The sequence below is a fragment of the Streptomyces sp. NPDC107546 genome (assembly GCF_055639175.1).
On sequence record NZ_JBVKBA010000010.1, the window covers coordinates 138,437 to 160,204 of the forward strand.

The 21,768-nt window shown below is 71.5% G+C and carries 22 protein-coding genes; 9 read left to right on the forward strand and 13 right to left on the reverse strand.

The annotated features are described in order from the left end of the window. Positions 1 to 99 precede the first annotated feature (99 nt). Positions 100 to 1,638: a cytochrome bc1 complex cytochrome b subunit gene (gene qcrB, locus ACZ7L1_RS17210; RefSeq protein WP_471437965.1), complete on the forward strand. Its 1,539-nt coding sequence runs from the start codon at positions 100 to 102 to the stop codon at positions 1,636 to 1,638. Here the strand turns inward: qcrB and ctaF are convergent. Together ctaF and ctaD are read right to left on the reverse strand one after the other, a co-directional pair. Beyond that, positions 1,568 to 1,957 carry an aa3-type cytochrome oxidase subunit IV gene (ctaF, locus tag ACZ7L1_RS17215; protein ID WP_471437967.1) on the reverse strand — a complete coding sequence of 130 codons (390 nt, stop codon included), beginning with the start codon at positions 1,955 to 1,957 and terminating at the stop codon, positions 1,568 to 1,570. The two genes, qcrB and ctaF, sit on opposite strands and share 71 nt — an antisense overlap. Further along, positions 1,954 to 3,627: an aa3-type cytochrome oxidase subunit I gene (ctaD, locus tag ACZ7L1_RS17220; protein ID WP_471437969.1), complete on the reverse strand. Its 1,674-nt coding sequence runs from the start codon at positions 3,625 to 3,627 to the stop codon at positions 1,954 to 1,956. Before ctaD ends, ctaF begins: the two co-directional genes overlap by 4 nt. A 227-nt stretch (positions 3,628 to 3,854) precedes the next feature. Between ctaD and ACZ7L1_RS17225 the strand changes: the two genes are divergently transcribed. After that, the gene (locus ACZ7L1_RS17225) at positions 3,855 to 4,223 is read left to right on the forward strand and encodes a DUF6479 family protein (RefSeq protein WP_471437971.1); all 369 of its coding nucleotides are present in this window, start codon (positions 3,855 to 3,857) and stop codon (positions 4,221 to 4,223) included. Between the two features lie 165 nt (positions 4,224 to 4,388). After that, positions 4,389 to 4,808: a CBS domain-containing protein gene (locus ACZ7L1_RS17230; RefSeq protein WP_471437973.1), complete on the forward strand. Its 420-nt coding sequence runs from the start codon at positions 4,389 to 4,391 to the stop codon at positions 4,806 to 4,808. Positions 4,809 to 4,892: 84 nt separating this feature from the next. Here ACZ7L1_RS17230 and ACZ7L1_RS17235 read toward each other — a convergent pair whose 3' ends face one another. Next, entirely contained in the window at positions 4,893 to 5,297 is a 405-nt protein-coding gene (locus ACZ7L1_RS17235) for a DUF5997 family protein (RefSeq protein ID WP_471437974.1), read from the reverse strand. Positions 5,298 to 5,355: 58 nt separating this feature from the next. Here ACZ7L1_RS17235 and ACZ7L1_RS17240 point away from each other — a divergent pair, with 58 nt between their 5' ends. Then, positions 5,356 to 6,123: a LysR substrate-binding domain-containing protein gene (locus ACZ7L1_RS17240; protein WP_471437975.1), complete on the forward strand. Its 768-nt coding sequence runs from the start codon at positions 5,356 to 5,358 to the stop codon at positions 6,121 to 6,123. 407 nt (positions 6,124 to 6,530) lie between these two features. On the opposite strand, the gene ACZ7L1_RS17245 is transcribed toward ACZ7L1_RS17240, so the two are convergent. Beyond that, complete coding sequence (locus ACZ7L1_RS17245; RefSeq protein ID WP_471437976.1) at positions 6,531 to 7,007, reverse strand: Lrp/AsnC family transcriptional regulator; 477 nt, start codon at positions 7,005 to 7,007, stop codon at positions 6,531 to 6,533. A gap of 257 nt (positions 7,008 to 7,264) precedes the next feature. On the opposite strand from ACZ7L1_RS17245, the gene ACZ7L1_RS17250 reads away from it, so the two are divergent. After that, a complete protein-coding gene (locus ACZ7L1_RS17250; RefSeq protein ID WP_471438183.1) occupies positions 7,265 to 8,752 on the forward strand; it encodes an FUSC family protein in 1,488 nt (495 codons plus the stop codon). A gap of 103 nt (positions 8,753 to 8,855) precedes the next feature. On the opposite strand, the gene ACZ7L1_RS17255 is transcribed toward ACZ7L1_RS17250, so the two are convergent. The 4 genes from ACZ7L1_RS17255 to ACZ7L1_RS17270 all read right to left on the reverse strand — a co-directional run bounded on the left by ACZ7L1_RS17255 (position 8,856) and on the right by ACZ7L1_RS17270 (position 12,852). Then, positions 8,856 to 9,779, reverse strand: coding sequence for a sirohydrochlorin chelatase (locus ACZ7L1_RS17255; protein ID WP_471437978.1), 924 nt, complete (start codon positions 9,777 to 9,779; stop codon positions 8,856 to 8,858). A 168-nt stretch (positions 9,780 to 9,947) separates the two neighbouring features. After that, positions 9,948 to 10,916, reverse strand: coding sequence for an N-acetylglucosamine kinase (locus tag ACZ7L1_RS17260; RefSeq protein ID WP_471437980.1), 969 nt, complete (start codon positions 10,914 to 10,916; stop codon positions 9,948 to 9,950). A gap of 59 nt (positions 10,917 to 10,975) precedes the next feature. Next, on the reverse strand, positions 10,976 to 11,653 hold the full coding sequence (locus ACZ7L1_RS17265) for a uracil-DNA glycosylase (protein ID WP_471437982.1): 678 nt from the start codon (positions 11,651 to 11,653) through the stop codon (positions 10,976 to 10,978). Between the two features lie 113 nt (positions 11,654 to 11,766). Continuing rightward, positions 11,767 to 12,852 carry a WD40/YVTN/BNR-like repeat-containing protein gene (locus tag ACZ7L1_RS17270; protein WP_471437984.1) on the reverse strand — a complete coding sequence of 362 codons (1,086 nt, stop codon included), beginning with the start codon at positions 12,850 to 12,852 and terminating at the stop codon, positions 11,767 to 11,769. Between the two features lie 288 nt (positions 12,853 to 13,140). On the opposite strand from ACZ7L1_RS17270, the gene ACZ7L1_RS17275 reads away from it, so the two are divergent. Beyond that, the gene (locus ACZ7L1_RS17275) at positions 13,141 to 13,710 is read left to right on the forward strand and encodes an Rv1733c family protein (protein ID WP_471438185.1); all 570 of its coding nucleotides are present in this window, start codon (positions 13,141 to 13,143) and stop codon (positions 13,708 to 13,710) included. Positions 13,711 to 13,822: 112 nt separating this feature from the next. Here the strand turns inward: ACZ7L1_RS17275 and ACZ7L1_RS17280 are convergent, their stop codons facing one another. Beyond that, positions 13,823 to 14,902, reverse strand: a complete 1,080-nt coding sequence (locus ACZ7L1_RS17280) for an NADH:flavin oxidoreductase/NADH oxidase (RefSeq protein WP_471437986.1) — start codon at positions 14,900 to 14,902, stop codon at positions 13,823 to 13,825. Positions 14,903 to 15,052: 150 nt separating this feature from the next. Between ACZ7L1_RS17280 and ACZ7L1_RS17285 the strand changes: the two genes are divergently transcribed. Beyond that, complete coding sequence (locus tag ACZ7L1_RS17285) at positions 15,053 to 15,412, forward strand: ArsR/SmtB family transcription factor (protein WP_471437988.1); 360 nt, start codon at positions 15,053 to 15,055, stop codon at positions 15,410 to 15,412. On the opposite strand, the gene ACZ7L1_RS17290 is transcribed toward ACZ7L1_RS17285, so the two are convergent. Together ACZ7L1_RS17290 and ACZ7L1_RS17295 are read right to left on the reverse strand one after the other, a co-directional pair. Further along, entirely contained in the window at positions 15,332 to 16,711 is a 1,380-nt protein-coding gene (locus ACZ7L1_RS17290) for a nucleobase:cation symporter-2 family protein (protein ID WP_471437990.1), read from the reverse strand. The genes ACZ7L1_RS17285 and ACZ7L1_RS17290 overlap by 81 nt on opposite strands. A 37-nt stretch (positions 16,712 to 16,748) precedes the next feature. Further along, positions 16,749 to 18,101, reverse strand: coding sequence for an FAD-dependent oxidoreductase (locus ACZ7L1_RS17295; protein WP_471437992.1), 1,353 nt, complete (start codon positions 18,099 to 18,101; stop codon positions 16,749 to 16,751). Positions 18,102 to 18,315: 214 nt separating this feature from the next. On the opposite strand from ACZ7L1_RS17295, the gene ACZ7L1_RS17300 reads away from it, so the two are divergent. After that, complete coding sequence (locus tag ACZ7L1_RS17300; protein WP_471437993.1) at positions 18,316 to 18,780, forward strand: DUF6214 family protein; 465 nt, start codon at positions 18,316 to 18,318, stop codon at positions 18,778 to 18,780. Between the two features lie 29 nt (positions 18,781 to 18,809). On the opposite strand, the gene ACZ7L1_RS17305 is transcribed toward ACZ7L1_RS17300, so the two are convergent. Then, a complete protein-coding gene (locus ACZ7L1_RS17305) occupies positions 18,810 to 19,511 on the reverse strand; it encodes a DUF305 domain-containing protein (protein ID WP_471437995.1) in 702 nt (233 codons plus the stop codon). 65 nt (positions 19,512 to 19,576) lie between these two features. Between ACZ7L1_RS17305 and ACZ7L1_RS17310 the strand changes: the two genes are divergently transcribed. Further along, entirely contained in the window at positions 19,577 to 21,076 is a 1,500-nt protein-coding gene (locus tag ACZ7L1_RS17310) for an LVIVD repeat-containing protein (RefSeq protein WP_471437996.1), read from the forward strand. Here the strand turns inward: ACZ7L1_RS17310 and ACZ7L1_RS17315 are convergent. Beyond that, a complete protein-coding gene (locus ACZ7L1_RS17315; RefSeq protein WP_471437998.1) occupies positions 21,064 to 21,747 on the reverse strand; it encodes a TetR/AcrR family transcriptional regulator in 684 nt (227 codons plus the stop codon). The genes ACZ7L1_RS17310 and ACZ7L1_RS17315 overlap by 13 nt on opposite strands. Positions 21,748 to 21,768: the final 21 nt, after the last annotated feature.

The following is a 21,768-nucleotide window of genomic DNA, read 5'->3' on the forward strand; positions in this document are numbered from 1 at the left end:
CGTGCACGGCATGGAACGGCCGGTGGGAGGCGGGAGAAGGGGGAGTTCCTTGGACCGGGACCGGTGTGAGGGTTTCGCCGACCACCCGGGGGAGGCACGGTGAAGGCGGGGCAGCGGCCACCGGCCCCGTCCGCGCAATCCGAGGCCCGCCGTCCCGGGGAGCGGTTCGCCGACGCGGCGGACGGGCGGGCGCCCGTGCTGGACGGCGGCGGACGGCTGCTGCGCAAGGCCTTCCCCGAGCACTGGTCGTTCCTCCTCGGCGAGATCGCGCTCTACAGCCTGCTCGTGCTGATCGTGACCGGCGTGTGGCTCACGCTCTTCTTCAAGCCGGCGATGCACGAGGTCGTCTACCACGGGCCTTATGTGCCGCTGCGCGGCACGCTGGTGTCGGAGGCGTTCGACTCGACCCTGCACATCAGCTTCGAGGTGCGCGGTGGCCTGCTCATCCGGCAGATGCACCACTGGGCCGCGTTGGTGTTCGTCTCCACGATCGGGCTGCATCTGCTGCGGATCTTCTTCACCGGCGCCTTCCGCAGGCCCCGGGAGATCAACTGGATCATCGGTGTCACGCTGTTCCTGATCGCCCTGGCCGAGGGCTTCGCGGGCTACTCGCTCCCCGACGACCTGCTCTCCGGCACGGGGCTGCGCATCGCCCAGGGCATCATGCTGTCCCTGCCGGTCGTGGGGACCTATGTCAGCATGTTCGTGTTCGGGTCCCAGTACCCCGGCGAGGACATCGTGTCCCGCCTGTACCCTGTGCACGTCCTGCTGCTGCCCGGAGCACTGCTCGCCCTGGTCACCGTGCACCTCATCCTGGTCTTCCACCTGAAGCACACCCAGTGGCGCGGCCCGCGCGCGACCAACCGGAACGTCATCGGCAAGCCGCTGTTCCCGCAGTTCGCCGCGTCCTCCATCGGCCTGTCCCTCATGGTCTCCGGCGTGATCGCGCTGCTCGGCGCGGTCGCGCAGATCAACCCGGTGTGGACGTACGGCCCCTATCGGCCGGACCAGGCGTCGACCGGCTCGCAGCCCGACTGGTACGTCGGCTTCCTGGAGGGATCGCTGCGGCTGATGCCGCGTTGGGAAACCACCGTCGCCGGTCACACGATCATGTGGAACGTGCTCCTGCCGGGGGTCGTCCTGCCGCTGCTGCTGTTCGCCGTCCTGTACGCCTACCCGTTCCTCGAACAGCGGCTGACGGGGGAGCGGCACCGGGAACAGCACCTGTGCGACCGGCCGCGGGAACGCCCGGTGCGCACCGGGCTCGGCGTCGCCGGGATCACCTTCTACGGCGTCCTGCTGCTGGCCGGCGGCAACGACATCGTGGCCGACACCTTTCAGATCTCGCTGAACTCGCTGACGTGGACCCTGCGCATCGCCCTCGTGGCGGCGCCCGCGGTCGCCTTCCTGCTCACCCGCCGGCTGTGCCACGCCCTGCTGGAGGCGGAGCACAAGCGCCTGGCCGAGGGCGAGGAGACCGGGGAGGTGCGGCAGACGGTGGAGGGCGGCTACGAGAGCGGCCACGAGCCGGTGACCGACTTCCGGCCGGGAGCGCCGAGGAAGCCGCTCAGCTCCCTCGAGCCGCGTACTGGAACACCATCCCGAGAACACCCCGAGCCAGCACCCCGAGGCCGATGAGGAACAGCCACAGCCCGAAGACCACACCGGTCGCGGCGAGGGCGAAGCCGAGCGCCGTGACCACGGGCCACGGGCTGTGGGCCGGGAAGAACTCCAGCGGACCGGCCGCGTCCATCACCTCGGCGTCCTTGCGGTCCTGCGGGCGGCGCCCCTTGCGCCGGTACTGCACGGCGCAGAAGAAGGCGACCAGGGCCGCCGTCCCGAAGGCGATGACCAGGCACGCCGTACCCGCCGGATCCCTCGACCAGGCACCGTAGAGGACGGCGGAGCCCGCGAAGAACACGGCGACGCCGCCGAACAGCATGGCCTCGGTCTTCATCGCGCTCCCTCCTCGAGGGACTGCCGCAGGACCTGGGGATGGTGCAGTTCGAAGGCGGGCGAGTCGGACCGCACCCGGGGCAGGGCCACGAAGTTGTGGCGCGGCGGCGGGCAGGACGTCGCCCACTCCAGCGAGCGGCCGTAGCCCCAGGGGTCGTCTTCCGTGACCCGTTGGCCGTACCGCGCGGTGTGCCAGACGTTGTACAGGAAGGGCAGCGTGGAGACGCCCAGCAGGAACGCGCCCGCGGACGAGAGTGTGTTCAGCAGGGTGAAGCCGTCGGCCGGCAGGTAGTCGGCGTAGCGGCGGGGCATGCCCTCCGTGCCCAGCCAGTGCTGTACCAGGAAGGTGAGCTGGAAGGCGGGGAACAGCAGCCAGAAGTGCAGTTTGCCAAGCCGCTCGTCCAGCATCTTCCCGGTGAACTTCGGCCACCAGAAGTAGAAGCCCGCGAACATCGCGAAGACCACGGTGCCGAAGAGGACGTAGTGCAGATGCGCCACGACGAAGTACGAGTCGGTGACGTGGAAGTCGATCGGCGGCGACGCGAGGAGCACACCGCTCAGCCCGCCCAGCAGGAACGTCACCAGGAAGCCGAGCGACCACAGCATCGGTGTCTCGAACGACAGCGACCCGCGGTGCATCGTGCCGATCCACGCGAAGAACTTGATCCCCGTCGGGACCGCGATCAGGAACGACATCAGGGAGAAGAACGGCAGCAGCACGGCACCCGTGGTGAACATGTGGTGCGCCCATACCACCGCGGACAGCATGGTGATCGCGGTCGTCGCACCGATCATCGGCAGATAGCCGAACAGCGGCTTGCGCGAGAACACCGGGAGGATCTCCGAGATCACCCCGAAGAACGGCAACGCGACGATGTACACCTCCGGGTGCCCGAAGAACCAGAACAGGTGCTGCCACAGGACGGCGCCGCCGTTCGTCGCGTCGAAGACGTGTGCCCCGAACTTCCGGTCGGCCTCCAGTGCCAGCAGCGCGGCCGTGAACACGGGGAACGCGGGCAGCACCAGGATGGAGGTGAACAGGACGTTCCAGGTGAAGATCGGCATCCGGAACATGGTCATGCCCGGGGCCCGCAGGCACATGATCGTGGCGATGAAGTTGACCGCGCCCAGTGTCGTCGACACACCCGTCACCACCAGGCCCATCGTCCACAGATCGCCGCCGGCGCCGGGCGTGCGGTAGGCGCTGTTCAGCGGGGCGTAGGCGAACCAGCCGAACGAGGCGGCCCCGGAGGGCGTCAGAAACCCGGACACCACCATCAGGCCGCCGAACAGGTACATCCAGTACGACAGGGCGTTCAGGCGCGGGAACGCCACGTCCGGCGCACCGATCTGCAGCGGCATCACCGCGTTGGCGAACCCGGCGAACATGGGGGTCGCGAAGAGCAGCATCATCACCGTGCCGTGCACCGTGAAGAGCTGGTTGTAGAAGTCCTCGGACATGAACTGCAGGCCCGGACGGGCCAGCTCGGCCCGCATCGCCATCGCCAGCACACCGGCGAAGAGGAAGAAGCAGAACGCCGTGACCATGTACAGACGACCGATCACCTTGTGGTCGGTCGTCGTGATCCAGTTCAGCACCGTGCGACCGAGAGGGGAGGGGGCGGTGGCCTTGCGCCGGAGGGTCGCGGTGTATTCCGACAGTTCTGTCATCGTCCTCCTCCACGCGCCGTCGCCCGCGCTGTCGCACCCGGCGCACGAGCCGGGCGGCACGCGGGCGCATCGCGGGTGCCCCGGCTCGGCCGGGGAAAACCGGCCGGGAGGAGGAAAGGGCCACCGTGCGGCTCCGCGATCGGAGCCGGCCCGCCGACCCGGCTCCGCCCCGTCGCGGGCGCCCGCCACCGAAGGGTTTGTTTCCGGCAGAGGGGTACCCGGAAAAAATGCTGACGATCTCTCTTCAATTGGCCGCTTCCGATGCCGCCTGGGGCGTGCTCGGCGCCTTCGTCGGCGGTCTCCTCATCGCGGGAGCCCTGGTGTGGGCCGTCCGGCTCGGCATCAGGGTGCGACGCCGGGAACCGTCGCCGCCACGCCCCTCCGACCAGCCGACCCGGCCGACCTCCGGACCCGTCATGGAGTCCCGGGAGGTCAGGGAGCCGAACGAGGTTCCGCGTGCGCAGGACGAGAGCGAGCGTCTCACCCCGCACGAGGTCCACGCCTCCGGCACCCGGCGCAGTGGGGAGCAGAAGCGCCCGCGCTGGAACTCCGGCTCCAGTGGCTCCTTCGGCAGCGGGGGCTCCGGTGCCACCTGACCGGAGCCGGCCCGTCCCGGCGGACCGCCGCGGCGCGGGAGACCGTGCCGCAGCCGTGCAGGACCGCGCCCATCGGGTACTCGGCGCCTGAGCGGCGGGGACCGGAACCGTCGCTCCGGGGGACCCCCGGGGAGACCCGGGAGACCTGTGGAGAAGGGACAAGCCATGGCCCAGCACGTACGCGACATCATGACCGCCGAACCCGTCAAGGTCGAACCGCAGACCTCGCTGGCGGCGGTGGCGCAGATCATGCGCGATCGGGACATCGGAGCCGTCCTCGTGACCGAGGAGGACCATCTGCGTGGCCTGGTCACCGACCGCGACCTCGTGGTGCGCGCGCTCGCGGAGGGAGCCGACCCGCAGGAGACGACGGTGGCTCGCGCGTGCAGTGAGGAGCTGGTCACCCTGACCCCCGACGAGGACCTGGACCGGGCGGTGCAGGTGATGCGCGAGCACCACATCCGCCGTATCCCCGTCGTCGAGGGCGGAGAGCCGGTGGGGATCGTCTCCCTCGGCGACCTGGCCGTGGAGCGCCAGCCGGAGTCGGCGCTCGGCGACATCAGCGCGGCGGAGCCCAACGTCTAGGACACCGCGGGCGGGGGGATCCGGGGCCGGGCATCAGCCCGGCCCCGCTGCCGCGCGTACGGCCGTCGCGGTGCCCGGCGGACGTCAGGTACGCGGAGGACCGGCCTGTTCGACACGCTCGGCGTCCCGCTTCTTGAGGCGCGCGGCTTCCTTGCGGACCTCGGCCTGGGTGGCGCGCTCCTTCTCCAGCCACTCGGGACGGTCCTTCTTCAGCGCCTCGATCTGCTCCGTGGTGAGCGCCTCGGTGATTCCGCCGCGTGCGAGGCCGGCGATGGAGACGCCCAGCTTCGCGGCGACCACCGGGCGCGGGTGCGGGCCGTTGCGTCGCAGCTCCCGCAGCCACTCGGGCGGGTTGGCCTGGAGCTCGTTCAGCTCGGCCCGGGAGACGGCACCCTCCTGGAACTCGGCGGGGGTGGCGGGGAGGTACACACCCAGCTTCTTCGCCGCGGTGGCGGGCTTCATCGTCTGGGTGGTCTGCTGCGACTTCATGCTGTCCAGACTATCGGCCGGATTCGGGCCCTTTGACCACGCCCGGTAACCTGGCGGGGTGACAGGCACGGATGCATCCCCCTCTTTCCGGCTCGTGTACGTCCCCGGGGCGACGCCCGCCAAATGGGTGCGGATATGGAACGAGCGCCTGCCCGATGTACCCCTCACCCTTCTTCAGGCGCCGGCGGCCGAAGCGCCCGAGGTGCTGCGCGGCGGCGAGGCGGACGCGGGGCTCGTACGGCTGCCGGTGGATCGCACGGTGTTCAGCGCGATCCCCCTCTACACCGAGACCACGGTGGTCGTCGTCCCCAAGGACCACGTGGTGGCAGCCGTCGACGAGGTGTCCTGCGACGACCTCGCCGACGAGGTCGTCTTCCACCCCCTCGACGATGTCCTGGGGTGGGAGCGACCGCCGGGCGAACCCGCCTTCGAGCGCCCTGCCACCACCGAGGACGCCATCGAACTCGTGGCGGCGGGCGTGGGCCTGCTCGTCGTGCCCCAGTCGCTGGCGCGGCTGTACCACCGCCGCGACCTCACCTACCGCCCGGTCGTGGACGCGCCCCAGTCGAGCGTCGCCCTGTCCTGGCCCGAGGACGCGACCACCGACCTGGTGGAGGACTTCATCGGGATCGTGCGCGGACGGACGGTCAACAGCACCCGGGGCCGCACCCCCGCTCAGCCCCCCGCCGAAGCCAAGCGTCAGCGCAGCGACGCGGCAGGGACCCGGCGCAAGCCCGCCCCGGGGAAGTCGACGGGCCGTAGTCCCCGCGGCGGTTCCGGCGGCCCCAAGGCCGCACGGCGCGGCAAGCCCCGTCGGCGGTCGTGACCGCGGCCGGACACTGCGCGGGAAACGACAGGACCCGGCGCGGAAGGACCGTGACCAGGGCCTTCGGCCGACGGCTCGGAGCCTCGCCGCGGGAGCCCTCCGGACCCGCCGCCACCCCGCTCACCACATGCCGACGAACCGTTCCTGATCAGTGAGCAGGAGCGAGTCTTGGACCCGTACCTGATCGCTGTGGGCATCCCGAACGATGTTGGATGTTCTGGTCGCCCGCTTTCGCACCGCGTCCGGTGACACGGATCGTGTCCGTGGTCCTGGGATGCGGGGGCGGGTTCGTCTTTCTCGCGGGTCTTCTCCGCGGCGAAGTCCGGGTCCCCGGTGGCGATCGCAAGGCGGTGGCGCTACGAGGACGCCGCGCCCGGCAGCCAGGCGCGAAGTACGCCGGCCCCGGGTCAGTTCGCCGCCGCGCGGCCGATCGACTCCACCAACGGCAGCAGGCGGTGCGGTACGCGTTCGCGCAGTGCCACCTCCGTCCGGGTGCGGACCACCCCGGGCAGGCTGATGAGCTTCTGGATGACGTCCTCCAGGTGTGCGTTGTCGCGTGCGACCACCCGGGTCAGCAGGTCGCCGCCACCGGTGATGGAGAACGCCTCCACGATCTCCGGCACACCCGCGAGCGCGTCGCCCACCTCGTCCAGATGCCCCTGCGTGACCTCGATGTGCACGAACGCCAGCACGGGGTGCCCGAGCGCGGCGGGGGAGAGGGACGGCCCCGTGCCGGTGATCACTCCGTCGCGTTCCAGACGGTCGAGGCGGGCCTGCAGGGTGCCCCGGGCAATGCCCAGGATGCGCGCGTACTCGCGCACGCTGGTGCGCGGCTGTTCGAGCAGCAGCCGCAGGATGCGGGTGTCGAGTCCGTCCACGGCCATGGTCCGTTGGCCTCCCGGTGGTATGAATGGATCCTGCTCGACTGTACCAATGGCCCAGTGACGAGTGCGCCGGTTGAGCCACTGCGGCTCTGATGCTTTTCTTAGGGGTATCAATGGCGCCGCGCAGCGCAGGACCGGTGACGAGGCCGGAATCCGTGCCCGCGGCGCCATTCCCATGTCCTTTGCGTCGCGATGGCATGAGAAGTGGGGGCGGACGGACGACGGTGACTCACCCGGCGCTGAAGAAGTTGAAGAAGATGTTCACGGCTCCGGATCCCGGGCTGTTCCGGCTGCGCGCGTCGCTGCGCGCGGTGCTCGGCATCGGCCTCGCCGTGACCGCGTGCGAGGCGGCCGGGCTGCCGCTGCCGGCCTCGGTCACCGGCGGGCTCGCCGCGCTGCTGGCGCTGTTCACGGTCGCCGACCCGACCGTGCGCGGCCAGGCGGTCACCACCGCGCTGCTGCCCGCCGTCGGCCTTCCCGTCCTCACGGTCGCGACCGCCCTGCACGGTGTGCCGACGGTGCGGGACGCGGTCTGGCTCGCGGTCGTCTTCACCGGTGTGTACGCCCGTCGCTGGGGACCGCGCGGGCACGCGCTCGGCATCTTCGCCTTCATGACCTTCTTCGTCGCACAGTTCCTGCACGCCGTCCCGGGACAGCTGCCGGAGCTGTACGCGGCCGTGGCGCTCTCGCTCGCCACCGCCTCGGCGGTGCGCTTCGGGGTGTGGTGCGTCGAACGCCGTTCGCCTCTGCCCGCCGCGCCGGCACCGCTCGGTGGCCGTGGCCTCGCCAGGCCCGCCACCCGCCAGGCCTTCCAGGCGACCGCCGCTTGCGCCTTCGCCATCGCAGCGGGCCAGGTGTTGTCCCACGAGCGCTGGTACTGGGCCGTCGGCACCGCATGGTGGATCTTCGTGAACACCGCCTCGCGCGGCGAGACGCTGGTGCGCGGCTTCCGACGGGTCGTCGGTACGGTCACCGGCATCCTCGCCGGACTGCTGGTCGCGGTGCCGCTGCACGGCGCCCCGGTGCCCACCGCCGTGCTCGTCGCCGTCTGCGTGTTCGGCATCTTCTACACGGCGGCCCCGTCCTACAGCTGGATGATGTTCTTCGTCACGGTGATGGCGGGCCTGCTGTACGGCCTCCTCGGCGTGCTGCACCCGGGGCTGCTCGCTCTGCGCCTGGCGGAGACGGGTGCCGGGGCCCTGGGGGCGGGCCTCGCCGTCGCGCTCGTACTGCCGATCACCACGCACACGGTCACCGACCAGTGGGTGCGCCGGGCCGTGCACGCGGTGCACGCCTGCACCGCCGCGGCGGCACGGAGGCTCGCGGGCGACCCGGAGGCGGACCCCGCGCCGCGCGCGGCGGAGCTGGAGGCGCTGCTGGGGCGCGTCCGCCAGGCGCTCGCGCCGTTGGTGCATCCGCTGAACCCACTGCGGGCGCGCAAGGCCCGGGCTCGCCAGGTGCTGGAGCTGCTCGACGAGTGCGCCCGTCAAACGCGCGGCCTCGTCGCCGTCGCCGCCGACCCGGACGCCTCGCACGACGCCCGTTTCACGGATGCGTGCCGGCGCGTCGAGACCGCGGTGGAGGCGCTGCTCGGAGCGGTCCCCGAACGCGCCCTGACGTCTCCCGCGGGCGTCCCGGGCCACCACCCCGGCGCCGAGCAGGCCCTCAGCCACCTCCACGGACTGGAACGGGCACTGATCGCCCTGGCCGTTCCGCTGCACGGTTCGTCCCCGGTCCGGGTCTGACGGCGGCCGTCCCGCAGCGGGGTCGGCGGCAGCCTTGCCCGTGACACGACCAAGGGCCCGTTCCTTCAGGAGCGGGCCCTTGGTCGTACGGCTGCCCGGCGGGTCAGCGCACCGGCGTCCCCTGCGGCTGCTGCGGGGCGATGCCCAGCGCAGTCGTGTACTTGGCGAGCGCGAGCTTGCCGATCGCCGGGTACGGGCCGAGCGCCTCGGCGGCGGGGCAGCCCGCTTCCTCGGCGGCCGCCTCCAGCAGCCCCGGCTCGAGCTCCGGACCGATCAGGTACGGTGCGAGCGCCAGCTGCTGCGAGCCCGAGGACCGCAGCTGCTCGGCCACGGACGTGATCGAACCTTCCTGGTCCAGCGCCGCCGCCATCACGGGGACGGCGAGCCGCGCGGCCAGCAGCATGCCCGTGATCCCGGCCGCCTGCACGGCCTCGTCGCCGCCGACGGAGGCCAGGATGATGCCGTCCGCGGCCGTTGCGACCGTGAACAGGCGGGCACGGTCGGCACGGGCCAGACCGGCCTCGGACAGGCGCACGTGCAGCGCCTCGGCGAGCAGCGGGTGCGGGCCGAGGGCATCGGTCAGGTCGGCCGCGACCCGGCTGTCCATGACGGCCTGGCGGACCCGGCGCAGCAGCGCGCTGTCCGGCCCGGCCAGCAGCGGCACCACCACGGCGACGGGGCCGTCGGGCTCCTTGACCTCCAGGCCGGCGGCGACCGCCTGCTCGTAGCGCGCGGTGCGCTCCTCGGCGGTGTGCGTGAGCACGGACTTCAGCGCGGGGAACTCCGAGTCGTCCCCGTCCAGGTAGCCGATGCGCGCGTCCAGGCCGGGCAGCTCGGAGCGCGCGATGCTCACGACCTCCTCGACGAGGCTGCGCGTGGCGGCGCTGGGCGTGCCCGGCACCGCGAGGACGAGCGCGGGCGCGCCCTCGGGAGCCACCACGGGTTCCGGGCGGCGGTGCCGCCCGGGCTGGCGGGGTCGCGGCATTCGTACAGGCAGGCCGGATGCGGGCCCAGTGGGGGAGCTCATGGCGCCGCATGCTACTGGCTTTGTGGGCTCCTCTGTTCGGGGAGGGTGCAGGTGAGCGGTATCCGTCCGGTTTTGTCTGATGAGTTACGTGCCGATGAGAAGTGATCGGTACGGTGTGACTTTCCCGGCAAGTACCAGGACGTAACTTCCCTCTCCCGGCAAGGGGAATCACTCGCTCTTTTCGGTCACGACATGTAACAGGCGTTCGTCGTCGGGGAGTGTGAGTGAATCGTTCGCAACTGCGAGCGCGATGCGCACGGCGCCGTACAGGGGGTCGCCCTCCGCGGGGACCAGGCGCGCCTGCGGCACCTGGCGTGCCAACTCGCGCCGCAGCGGTACGAGAAGGGGCTCGCCCATTCGGAACAGGCCCCCGGTGAGGGCGACGCGGGGCTCGCCCGAGGCGGGGCACACGGTGGCCGCGGATTCGGCCATGTGCCGGGCGGCCGCGCCCAGGATGCCGTCGGCGACCGGGTCGTCCGCGGCGCAGGCGGCCACTTCGGGAGCGAACGAGGCCAGCACAGCCGCCCGGTCGGGGCGCGGGTACACCTTGCCGGGCAGGCCGGTGACCGGGCCGAACATCGCCTCGGCCCGCGCCAGCAGACGCTCCGAACCGCCGGGCCGCCCGTCATGCGCGCGCAGCGCAGCCTCCAGCCCGGCCCGCCCGATCCACGCGCCGCCGCCGCAGTCGCCCAGCAGATGACCCCAGCCGTCCGCCCGGTGCCAGCTCGTCAGATCCGTGCCGAGCGCGATCAGGCCGGTGCCGGCCGCCACCACTGCGCCGGGGCGTGCGCCGAGCGCGCCCACGTAGGCGGTGACGGCGTCGGCGACCAGCGCCACCCTGCGTGCACCGAGCTCACGGGCCAGCGCGCCGGGAAGCCGGGCGCGCAGGTCGTCGCCCAGCGTGGCCAGACCTGCCGTCCCGACCGCGACCGCCCGCAGTTCGGCACCGCCGGCGTCCGCCAGTAATCGCCGTGTGATCGGCAGGAGTTGTTCGAGCAGATGCCCGGCATCGATCCCCCGGGCACCGGTGCGCACCGGCTCCCGGGACGTGCGTGGGACCGTCGCCGCCGAGGCCGGGCCGCCCCGCGGGGCGAGGGTGACCCGAAGGCCGGAGCCCCCGGAGTCCACTGCGAGCACGGCCTCTGGCAACGCGCCGGGTGCGCCCGCCGGCGGAACGGGCCCCGGCCCGGAGGGTGTCACGGCAGACGCCAGTCCACCGGCTGCCCGCCCTGCCGGATCAGCAGGTCGTTGGCCCGGCTGAACGGCCGTGAGCCGAAGAAACCCCGGTCCGCCGACATCGGCGACGGATGTGCGGACTCGATCGCCGGGAGATCGCCGAGCAGCGGGCGCAGATTGCGCGCGTCGCGGCCCCACAGGACGGACACCAGCGGCTTGCCGCGCCCGGCCAGCGCCCGGATCGCCTGCTCGGTGACCTCCTCCCAGCCCTTGCCACGGTGGGCTGCGGGACGGCGCGGCGCCGTGGTGAGCGCCCTGTTGAGCAACAGCACGCCCTGCCTGGTCCACGGGGTGAGGTCGCCGTTGGACGGCTGGGGCAGGCCCAGGTCGGCGGTCAGCTCCCGGAAGACGTTGATCAGGCTGCCCGGCAGCGGCCGTACCTCCGGAGCGACCGAGAACGACAACCCGACAGCGTGGCCCGGTGTGGGATAGGGGTCCTGGCCGACGATCAGGACGCGGACCTCGTCGAAGGGCTGCTGGAAGGCCCGCAGGACGTTCGGTCCCGCCGGGAGGTAGGTGCGTCCCGCGGCGATCTCCGCGCGCAGGAAGTCTCCCATCGCGGCGATCCGTTCGGCCACCGGCTCCAGGGCCTTCGCCCAGCCTGCTTCGACGATTTCATGCAACGGTCGTGCTGCCACGGGCGTCACCCTACTGCCGCGCGCGCACTGGCGATCAACCGGTGGCCCGTGGATGACCGGGAATGATCGCGCGGCAGGTGAACAGGGGCGTCAACCGGCGGATTGATGTCGGATCAGGCGATCACCGCCGCCCGTACGCACAGCACGTCCGGAAGATGGGAGGCGAGCTGCTGCCAACTGTCACCGTCGTCCGCCGACGCGTAGACCTCGCCGTTGCGGTTGCCGAAGTAGACGCCCGCCGGGTCCGCGTCGTCCGTGCACAGGGCGTCCCGCAGGACCGTGCCGTAATGGTCCTCGGTCGGCAGGCCCGCGGTGAGCGGCTCCCAGCTCTTGCCCGCGTCCGCCGTCCGGAACGCGCGGCATCGGCGACCGGCCGGGACGCGGTCCGCGTCCGCGTTGATCGGGAAGACGTACGCCGTGTCCCCGCGGTGCGGATGGGCGGCCACGGCGAACCCGAACGTCGACGGCAGGCCCTCGCCGATGTCCGTCCAGTGGGCGCCCGCGTCGTCGCTTCTGTACACCCCCCAGTGGTTCTGCAGATAGAGCCGGTCCAAAGCCGCCGCGTCCTGTGCGATCTTGTGCACGCACTGGCCGAACTCGGGGTTCGGGTCGGGCAGGAACACCGCGGAGACCCCGGAGTTGGACGGCTCCCAGCTCGCGCCGCCGTCCCGGGTGCGGAAGACGCCGGCCGTCGACACGGCGACCGTCACGGCCTTCGGGTCCCGTCTGTCGGTGACCACGGTGTGCAGGCCCTCGCCGCCCCCGCCCGGCACCCACTTGTCGCGCGTCGGATGCTCCCACAGGGGGCGCACCAGCTCGAAGGTCTCGCCGCGGTCCTCCGAGCGGTACAGCGCGGCCGGTTCCGTGCCCGCGTACACCACGTCCGGCTCCGCCGCGGCCGGGTGCAGCTGCCAGACGCGCTCCAGCGAAGCGCCGGTGCCCTTGGGGAACTTGACGGCGGGTCGCGCGGGCTCGGTCCAGGTGCGGCCCAGGTCGTCGGAGTGGAACACCGAGGGACCCCAGTGCGAGCTGTCCCCTCCGGCCAGCAGACGCGGGGTGGCGCCCCGGGTGTCGATGGCCACCGAGTAGACGGCCTGGGCGTTGAAGTACGGGCTTTCGTCGAACTCCCAGGCGCCGCCTCGTCGCCGTGCGATGAACAGTCCTTTACGTGTGCCCACGGTGAGCAGTACGTCGGCCATGCCGACCACCTCCGAAACGCCGTTGTTCCAGACATGGGCCAGTGTGCACCCCGGCACTGACAGTCACCCTCGTGGACGGGGTCACCGCAGGTCAGAGCCGTGTTTCCGAAGACCGGAGACGAAGGCGCCGGGCGAGAGGCGAGCCTTGGCGGCTTCGCGCGGGGACCTCGGACCAAGGGCCGGCGGACGTCGGGTGAGCAGTGGTGGGTCCGCTCGCGTATGGGAGGGCGGTCGGGGGGTGTCCGTGCATGCGTGAGGAGGATGCCGTCGATGAGGTGGCTGTCGTCGATGACGTTCCACGGTCGCAGGGTGTGGCTGTGGCGGTGGCGGCGCAATCCGCTGCGGCGCCGCAGCGATGCGCTGGAGGCCTGGGTGGTGCTGGCGGTCTGGGCCGTGACCGTGGTCGGGGGAGTGCTGACGGGATGGGCGGCGACGCACTCGGTGGAGCGAGGGCTGGCCGAGGAGCGGGCGCAGTGGCACCCGGTCGTGGCCCTGGTCACCCAGGACGCCCCGAAGGCGGGCGCCGCCGGGGCGCAGCGGGTGTGGGCGAAGGTGCGATGGACGGGTGAAGACGGTTCCTCGCACGCCGGGCAGGCCCGGGTGGCCGCCGGCAGCCCCACGGGCACGGCCGTCACCGTGTGGACGGACCGTGAGGGCTCCCTGGTGACACAGCCCGCCACCGAGTCCCAGGCGCAGGTCCGCGCGGCCATGGTCGGGGTGCTGGTGGGGGCCGGCGCGGCCGCGGTCCCGTTCGTGGGCGGACGCCTCCTGCGCGAACGCCTGGAACGCCGGCGCATGGCGCAGTGGGACGAGGCCTGGGCGCGGTTCGGGCCGCTGTGGGGCCGGATGACGGGCTGACCGGTGGCCGGCCGCAGGCGACCTGACCGTCGTCGATGTGCCGACGCCGGGGGACACCCCGCCGGGCGTGTCCCCAGTGCGCTAGACGTCCGCGCGGGTGGGCGAGGACAGGTCAGACGGAACGGTGGTACTGGTCCGGAATCCGAACCTCGCCGCCCAGTTCGCGGGCCGCGAGTCGGGCGAAGGAGGGATTGCGGAGCAGTTCGCGGCCCAGCAGCACGGCGTCCGCCTCCCCGTTGACCAGGATCTTCTCGGCCTGCTCGGGGTCGGTGATGAGTCCGACCGCGGCCACCGGAAGGGACGTCTCCGCCTTCACCCGGGCGGCGAAGGGCACCTGGTAGCCGGGGCCCGTCGGGATGTGGACGCCCGCCGCGTTGCCGCCGGTCGAGACGTCGAGGAGGTCCACGCCGTGTGTCTTGAGGTCGGCCGCGAAACGCACCGTGTCGTCGGCCGTCCAGCCGCCCTCGTCCAGCCAGTCGGTGGCCGAGATGCGGAAGAACAGCGGCTTGTCCTGCGGCCAGACCTCCCGCACCGCGTCGACGACCTCGAGCGCGAAGCGGGCGCGGTTCTCGTACGAGCCGCCGTAGGCGTCCGAGCGGTGGTTGGAGTGGGGGGAGAGGAACTCGTTGATGAGGTAGCCGTGCGCGCCGTGGATCTCCAGGACCTCGAAGCCGGCGGCCAGGGCGCGGCGGGCCGCGTCCGCGAACCGCCCCACGATCTCCTGGATCCCGGTCACGGTCAGCTCGGTCGGCACCGGGTGGCGTGCGTCGAACGGCACCGCGCTCGGCGCGAGCGGCTGCCAGCCGTGCGCGTCGGGGCCGACCGGCGCGCCGCCCTTCCATGGCCGGTCCGTCGACGCCTTTCGGCCGGCGTGCCCGAGCTGGACCCCCGGAGTCGTGCCCTGCTCCTTGAGGAAGCCCGTGATCCGCCGGAACACCTCGACCTGGGTGTCGTTCCACAGGCCGAGGTCGTACGGGGTGATGCGCCCTTCGGGGGACACGGCGGTCGCCTCGACGACGATCAGCCCCGTGCCGCCGGTCGCGCGCGCCGCGTAGTGCGCGAAGTGCCAGTCGGTCGGCGCGCCCATGGCCGGCCCTTCGGGCGCCGCCGAGTACTGGCACATCGGAGGCATCCAGAGGCGGTTCGGGACTGTCACATCGCGCAGCGTGAAAGGTTCGAAGAGCGCACTCACGGCGGACTCCATTCGGTGCGGTGCCGACTACGGACCCTTGTACGATAGCTGTCGTAGTACGGAAGATGTCAAACTACGATGGCCGTCGTACCATGAGGGGAGTCTCCCGGACGCCCCGCCGGACGGACCCCCGGACGAACTGGAGCCGTTGTGACCCCCGCCGCCCCCGCTCTCGGCAGCCGCGACCTTCCGCACCCGGTGCGTGAGGACATCCGTCTGGAGGCCGTGCTGCACGCGCTGTCCGACCCCATGCGGCTGCGGATCGTGCGGGAGCTCGCCGCCGTCGGCGACGAGCTCTCCTGTTCGCACTTCGACCTGCCCGTCACCAAGTCCACCACCACGCACCACTTCCGGGTGCTCCGCGAGAGCGGGGTGATCCGGCAGGTCTACCGGGGCACGGCCAAGATGAACGGCCTGCGCAGGGGCGACCTAGACGATCTCTTCCCGGGGCTCCTCGACACCCTGCTCGCCGCCGCCGCGCGTCAGGCCGTCCGCCTCCAAGACGGCTGAACCGGCCTTCGAGGGCAGGTGGTTGAAGAGCAGATTCAATACGATCGCGGTCAGACAGCCGGCGCTGATGCCGCTGTTCATCACCGTCTGGAACCAGTCCGGGAACTTCTCGTAGACCGTCGGCACCCCGACCGGCAGCATGCCGACCGCCACGGAGACGGCCACCACCGTCAGGTTGTGGTTGCCCCGGAAGTCGACGCCGGCCAGCGTCCGCAGTCCGCTCGCGGCGACCGTCCCGAACATCACCAGACCCGCCCCGCCGAGCACCGGCGCCGGAACGGCCGCGACCACCGCGCCCAGCTTGGGCAGCAGACCCAGCAGCACGAGCATGCCGCCGGAGGCCGCCACGACCCAGCGGCTGCGCACCCGGGTCATGCCGACCAGGCCGACGTTCTGTGCGTACGCCGTGTACGGGAAGGTGTTGAACACGCCGCCGAGAACCGTGGAGAGCCCGTCGGCCCTCAGGCCGTCCGCGAGGGAGCGCGGCTCGGCCCTGCGGCCGGTCATCTCGCCGACCGCGATCAGGTCGCCGGTGGTCTCGGTCATCGTCACCACCGCGACCACCAGCATGGACGCGATCGCCGAGGCGTGGAAGACGGGCGCACCGAAGTGGAACGGCGTGCTGATCCCGACCCAGTCGGCGTGCCCTACCCCGCCGAAGTCCGTGAAGCCGAACGGCACCGCGACCGCCAGCCCCACCGCGATGCCGATCAGCACCGCGATCCGGCTCAGGAACGCCGGCGCGAAGCGCTGCACCGCGAGCACGAGCAGCAGCACGAACGCAGCGAGGGCCAGATTCCTCGGCTCCCCGAAGTCCTTCGAACCCTGGCCGCCGGCGGCCCAGTTGCCGGCCACCGGCAGCAGCGACAGGCCGATGATCAGGATGACCGTACCGGTGACGAGGGGTGGGAAGAAGCGCAGGAGTCTGCCGAAGACGGGCGCCAGCAGCACGATCGCGAGGCCCGCGACGATCACCGAGCCGTAGACGGCGGGGAGTCCGCCGCCCGTCGTCCCGATGAGCACCATGGGGGACACGGCGGCGAAGGTGCAGCCCTGCATGATCGGCAGCCGTACGCCGAAGCGCCAGAAGCCGACGCACTGGATGAGGGTCGCGATGCCGCACACCAGCAGGTCGGCGGTGATGAGATAGGCGAGGTCGGCGGCCGGCAGTTTCATGGCGCCGCCGACGATGAGCGGTACCGCCACGGCGCCGGCGTACATGGCGAGGACGTGTTGGAGGGCGTAGGCGGACAGTTGGCGTATCGGGGGGACTTCGTCAACGGGGTGCACGGTGGACATGGGGGAGAACGTAAGCTCCTTGAACAGTTTGTTGATTTCAGGGGTGTTGCGGGGCTGTGTCGTGCGCGGCGGCCATCAGCGACCGCCAGTCCGGGAGCTTCACCACTCCCCGGCCCAGCGACGCCCCGAGTGCTGCCTCCGCCCGTTCGATCGCCAGCCATCCCGGCCACTCGACCGGCCGCACTCCGTCCGCCCGCAGGGCCGCGAGCGCGTCGTCCGGGACCTCGCGGGCGGCGAGGCCGGGCGCGTCCTGGAGCAAGGAGGTCACCGTCTCCTTCGCACAGGGGCGGTTCGTGCCGATGACGCCCGTCGGGCCCCTCTTGATCCACCCCGCCACGTACTCGCCGGGGGAGACCTCCCCGGCGCGCAGCACCCGTCCCGCCCGATGCGGCACCGTGCCGGTCTTCGCGTCGAAGGGCAGGCCCTCCAACGGCACTCCGCGGTAACCCACCGAACGCAGCACGAGCTGTGCCTCGATGTCCTCGTACCGCCCGCTGCCGGTGACCCCGCCCTGTCCGTCGGGCAGCGTCCGCTCGCAGCGTACGGCGCCCACCCGGCCCCCGTCGGCCAGTAGTTCGACCGGGCGCAGGAAGAACCGCAGCCGGACCCGCCGCGCCGCACCGCTCGGTGGTGCCGCGGCCCAGCCGCGCAGCACCTCCACGTTGCGGCGCTGGGTGGCCGGCAGCCCGGACGGATCGACGTACGCCGGGTCGAGCGCCAGTTCGGCCTCGTTCACGACCACATCGGTGTCCGGCAGGGTGCCCAGCTCGCGCAGCTCCTTGGTGGTGAAGCGGGCCTGGGAAGGGCCGCGCCGCCCCACCATGTGGATCTCCGTGACCTTGTTGGCGGCCAGCGCGGTGAGCGCCGCCTGCGGCATGTCGGTGGGGCTCAGGTCCGCCACCTCGCGGGCCAGGATCCGGGTCACGTCGACCGCGACGTTCCCGACGCCGATCACCACGGCCGCCCGCGCGTCATGCAGGAAGCCCTCCTCGAGGGAGTCCGGGTGTGCGCTGTACCAGGACACGAACTCGGTGGCCGACCAGCTGCCGGGCAGGTCCTCGCCCGGGATGCCGAGATGCCGGTCGGTCGCGGCGCCCACGCAGTAGACCACCGCGTGGTACAGCTCGCGCAGCCGGGTCACCGGCACCCCGCCCCCGCCCACCTGGACGCCGCCGAGGAAGCGGATCCGCTCGTGCTCCAGGACCGTGCGCAGATTGTTCTGCAGGGACTTGATCTTCTCGTGGTCGGGGGCCACGCCGTACCGCACCAGCCCGTACGGGCACGGCAGGCGGTCGAGAACGTCGACGCGCACCTGTGGATCCTGCTGGACCAGGCCCTGGGCGGTGTAGACCCCGCTCGGACCCGAGCCGACGACGGCGACATGCAGCACGGCGGAACTCCCTAGCGGAGGAGATCGCTGGTGGCTCCAGCATTGCACCGCGCACGGCGGGAGGGGAGGGGGCGTGCCGCTGGGCCGACGGGGTGCGGTGCGCGCTCCTTCTGTGCGTGGCTCTCCGCATGGTATGTGATCAGTCGCTTACCTTCCGTGTGTGCTGGAAGTGTCCTTTCAGGATTTTTCCGATCGATCCCGGCCGGATGTGCCGGTGGCCGTGTGGCCCGCCTGGGAAGTGCGGGAGCACGGGAGTGTCACGTCGTGGTACGCGGTCCGGCTCGATCTGCCCGACGGGGGCCGGGTCGACGTCCTCGCCGTGGTCGCGGGCGGCGGCGTTTCGATCGAGGAGGTGCGGGCCCAGCCGCCCCTGTCGCTCGGCGATCTGACGGCCCTCGTCGACTGGATCGAGGAACCGTTGCTCGAGGCGTGCGGTGCGGACTCCGGGTCGCCGTACGAGCCCCTGGGGGCGCCGGCGGACCGGCACCGGCCCGCCTGGCCGCGCGGCGTCGAGGGGTGGCGTCTGGTGGCCGAGGAGTACCGTGCTGCCCAGACCGAGGGCGTCGACCCGGTGTACGCGGTCATGTGTGCGACGGGCCGAAGCCGGCGCCGCTCACTGAAACTGATCGCCGGAGCGCGCGATGCCGGATTCCTGACGCCGCGTCATGCCCGGAGCTGACCGGGCGGGGCCCGCTCGGAGCGAACCCCTCACGACATCTCGCGCATCCGGCTGATCTCGCTCGTCTGCTGTGCGATCACATCGTCGGCCATCTCCTCGATCTGGATGTTGTTCCCCTCGGCCTTCGCGTCCGTCGCCATCGTGACGGCGCCACCGTGGTGTGTGATCATCAGCTTGAGGAACAGCTCGTCGAACGCCTTGCCCTCCGCCGCGCGCAACTGCTTCAGTTGGGCCTCGGTCGCCATGCCCGGCATCGCGTCGTGCTGGTGGGGGCTGCCGTGGTCGTCCTTCGCATGCGCCGTCAACCAGGCTTCCATCGAGGCGATTTCAGGCTCTTGTGCGGCAGTGATCCGTTCCGCGAGTCGTTTCACCCGGTCGGACTCCGCACGCTGCGGTGCCAGTCGTGTCATCTCGAGCGCCTGCCGGTGATGTTCGATCATCATCCGCGCATAGGAGAAGTCCGCCGCGTTCGGAGTGTCGTCCTCCGCGCGTCGCTTGCCGGCCTCCTCCGCGGAAAGCGTCTGCGCCGCCTCGCCGGGCTTTCCGGGGGCGATCACCGAAGGGCCGTTCGCGGCGGCCGAGTTGCCTCCCGACCCGGAGTCGCACCCGGTGATCAGGGCGATCGCCAGCGGCAGCGCCACCAGCGACATGACGGACGCGCGGCGGCGGAGAGCACGCGCGCGACCAAAGACGTTCGTTACGAGTGCATTGCCATCTGTTGATCTGCCCATGAGAAAGACGATACTTCGGAGGTCCGTGATCCGTTCAAGCCCGAACGGCTACCAGGGAGGACACAGTGACCCTGTCCCACGACCACCGAACGCGCCGCAGACGCCTGGGAGTCTGCGCCGTCGCGGCCGGACTCCTGGCCGCACTGCTCACGGCCCAACCCGCGGCCGCCACCCCCGACCCCGGAGACGTTCCCGCCTCGCGCGAGGTGTCCAAGAGCACCGAGAACCAGGCGAGGAAGGCGATCGCGGACGGCGCGATACCCGGCCAGGACGAGATCGTCCACTCCGCCAACGTCCAGCACCTCGCCAACATCCCCAAGGACGCGCTGCCCGGCTTCAACTCGGACCTGGCGTTCCAGGGCAGGTACGCCTTCGCCGGCAACTACGACGGCTTCCGCATCTTCGACATCGCCGACCCCGAGGCCCCGAAGACGGTCGCCCAGGTCCTGTGCCCCGGCTCGCAGAACGACGTCTCCGTCTCCGGCAATCTGCTCTTCCTGTCCACCGACTCCTCGCGCAGCGACAGCAGTTGCAACAGCACCACGCAGCCCGCGACCGAGAAGTCGTCCTGGGAGGGCATGAAGGTCTTCGACATCAGCGACAAGAAGAACCCCAGGTACGTCGCCGCCGTCGAGACCGCCTGCGGCTCGCACACGCACTCGCTGGTGCCGAAGCGCGACAACGTCTACATCTACGTCTCCTCGTACTCGCCGAGCAGCACGTTCCCCGACTGCCGGCCGCCGCACGACGGCATCTCGGTGATCAAGGTGCCGCGCAAGGCACCCGAGAAGGCCGCGGTGGTGAGCTTCCCGGTGCTCTTCCCCGGTGAGGGACCGGACGGCGGCGGAAACCCCGGCGCACCCACCAACCCGGGCGTCTCCAAGACCACCGGCTGCCACGACATCACCGTGCTGCCCTCCAAGGACCTCGCGGCGGGCGCCTGCATGGGCGACGGCATCCTGATGTCCGTCAAGGACCCGGAGCATCCGAAGGTCATCGACCGGGTCCAGGACAACGTGAACTTCGCGTTCTGGCACTCGGCCACCTTCAACCAGAAGGCGGACAAGGTCGTCTTCACCGACGAGCTGGGCGGAGGCGGCGGGGCCACCTGCAACGCGCAGATCGGGCCGAACCGCGGCGCCGACGGCATCTATGACATCGTCGGCAAGGGCGAGAGCCGCAAGCTCGTCTTCCGCGGCTACTACAAGATCCCGCGCCACCAGGCGGACACCGAGAACTGCGTCGCCCACAACGGGTCGCTGATCCCGGTCAAGGGCCGCGACCTCATGGTCCAGGCCTGGTACCAGGGCGGTGTCTCCGTCTGGGACTTCACCGACTCCGCGCGCCCCGAGGAGATCGCCTACTTCGAGCGCGGACCGCTCACCACGGACACCCTCACCGTCGGCGGCTCCTGGTCGGCGTACTACTACAACGGGTACATCTACTCGAACGACATCGCCAAGGGGTTCGACGTCCTGAAGCTGACCGACCGCCGCACGGACCCCGCGCAGCGGGTCCGACTCGGTGAGCTGAACGTCCAGACGCAGCCGGACTACTTCGGCTGACCGCTGCTCTCCGGCGGGCGGTCCTCCGTCGCGAAGAACCGCGACAGATCCGCGTCGTACGCCTCGTCGGTCCCCTCGGGGGCCGGCGGGGCACCCATCTCCCAGGCGAGGCCGTACCGCTTGAACAACTCGGCCCGCAGGACGGCAAGCGGCATCGGAACGCCCGGCACCAGCGCCGCGTAGACCGCGCCCATCAGCAGGACCCGCAGCATCGGGTAGTCGGTGTCGGGGGCCGTGGAGCCGTGCCGTGCGACCGTGTCCCGCAGCAGCTCCGCCAGCCGCTTCTGCTCGGGGCACTGCACGAACCCCTCGGCCTGCAGGATCCCCGCCATGTGCTGCCGCATCAGCACGGGGTGGTGCACGGTCAGGCCCAGGATCGCGTCGATGGCCCGCGCCATCCGCTCCCGGCCGTCCTCCGTGCGCGGCTCGCGCTCCAGCGCCTCCTCCAGGGTGCGGTGCATCAGCCGGTGCACGGCCGACTGGAGGAGCTGCCGCTTGCCGGGGAAGTAGTACGACACCAGGCCCCGCGCGGAGCCGGCGCGGTCCGCGATGTCGCCGAGCGTGGTCGCGTCATAGCCGCGCTCGCTGACCAGTTCGACGGCCGCGTGCAGAAGCCGTTCGCGGGAACGCCGCCGCAATTCTTCATTGACCGAGGCGCTGCGCGGCGACATCCTGGACTCCTGCGTTGACTG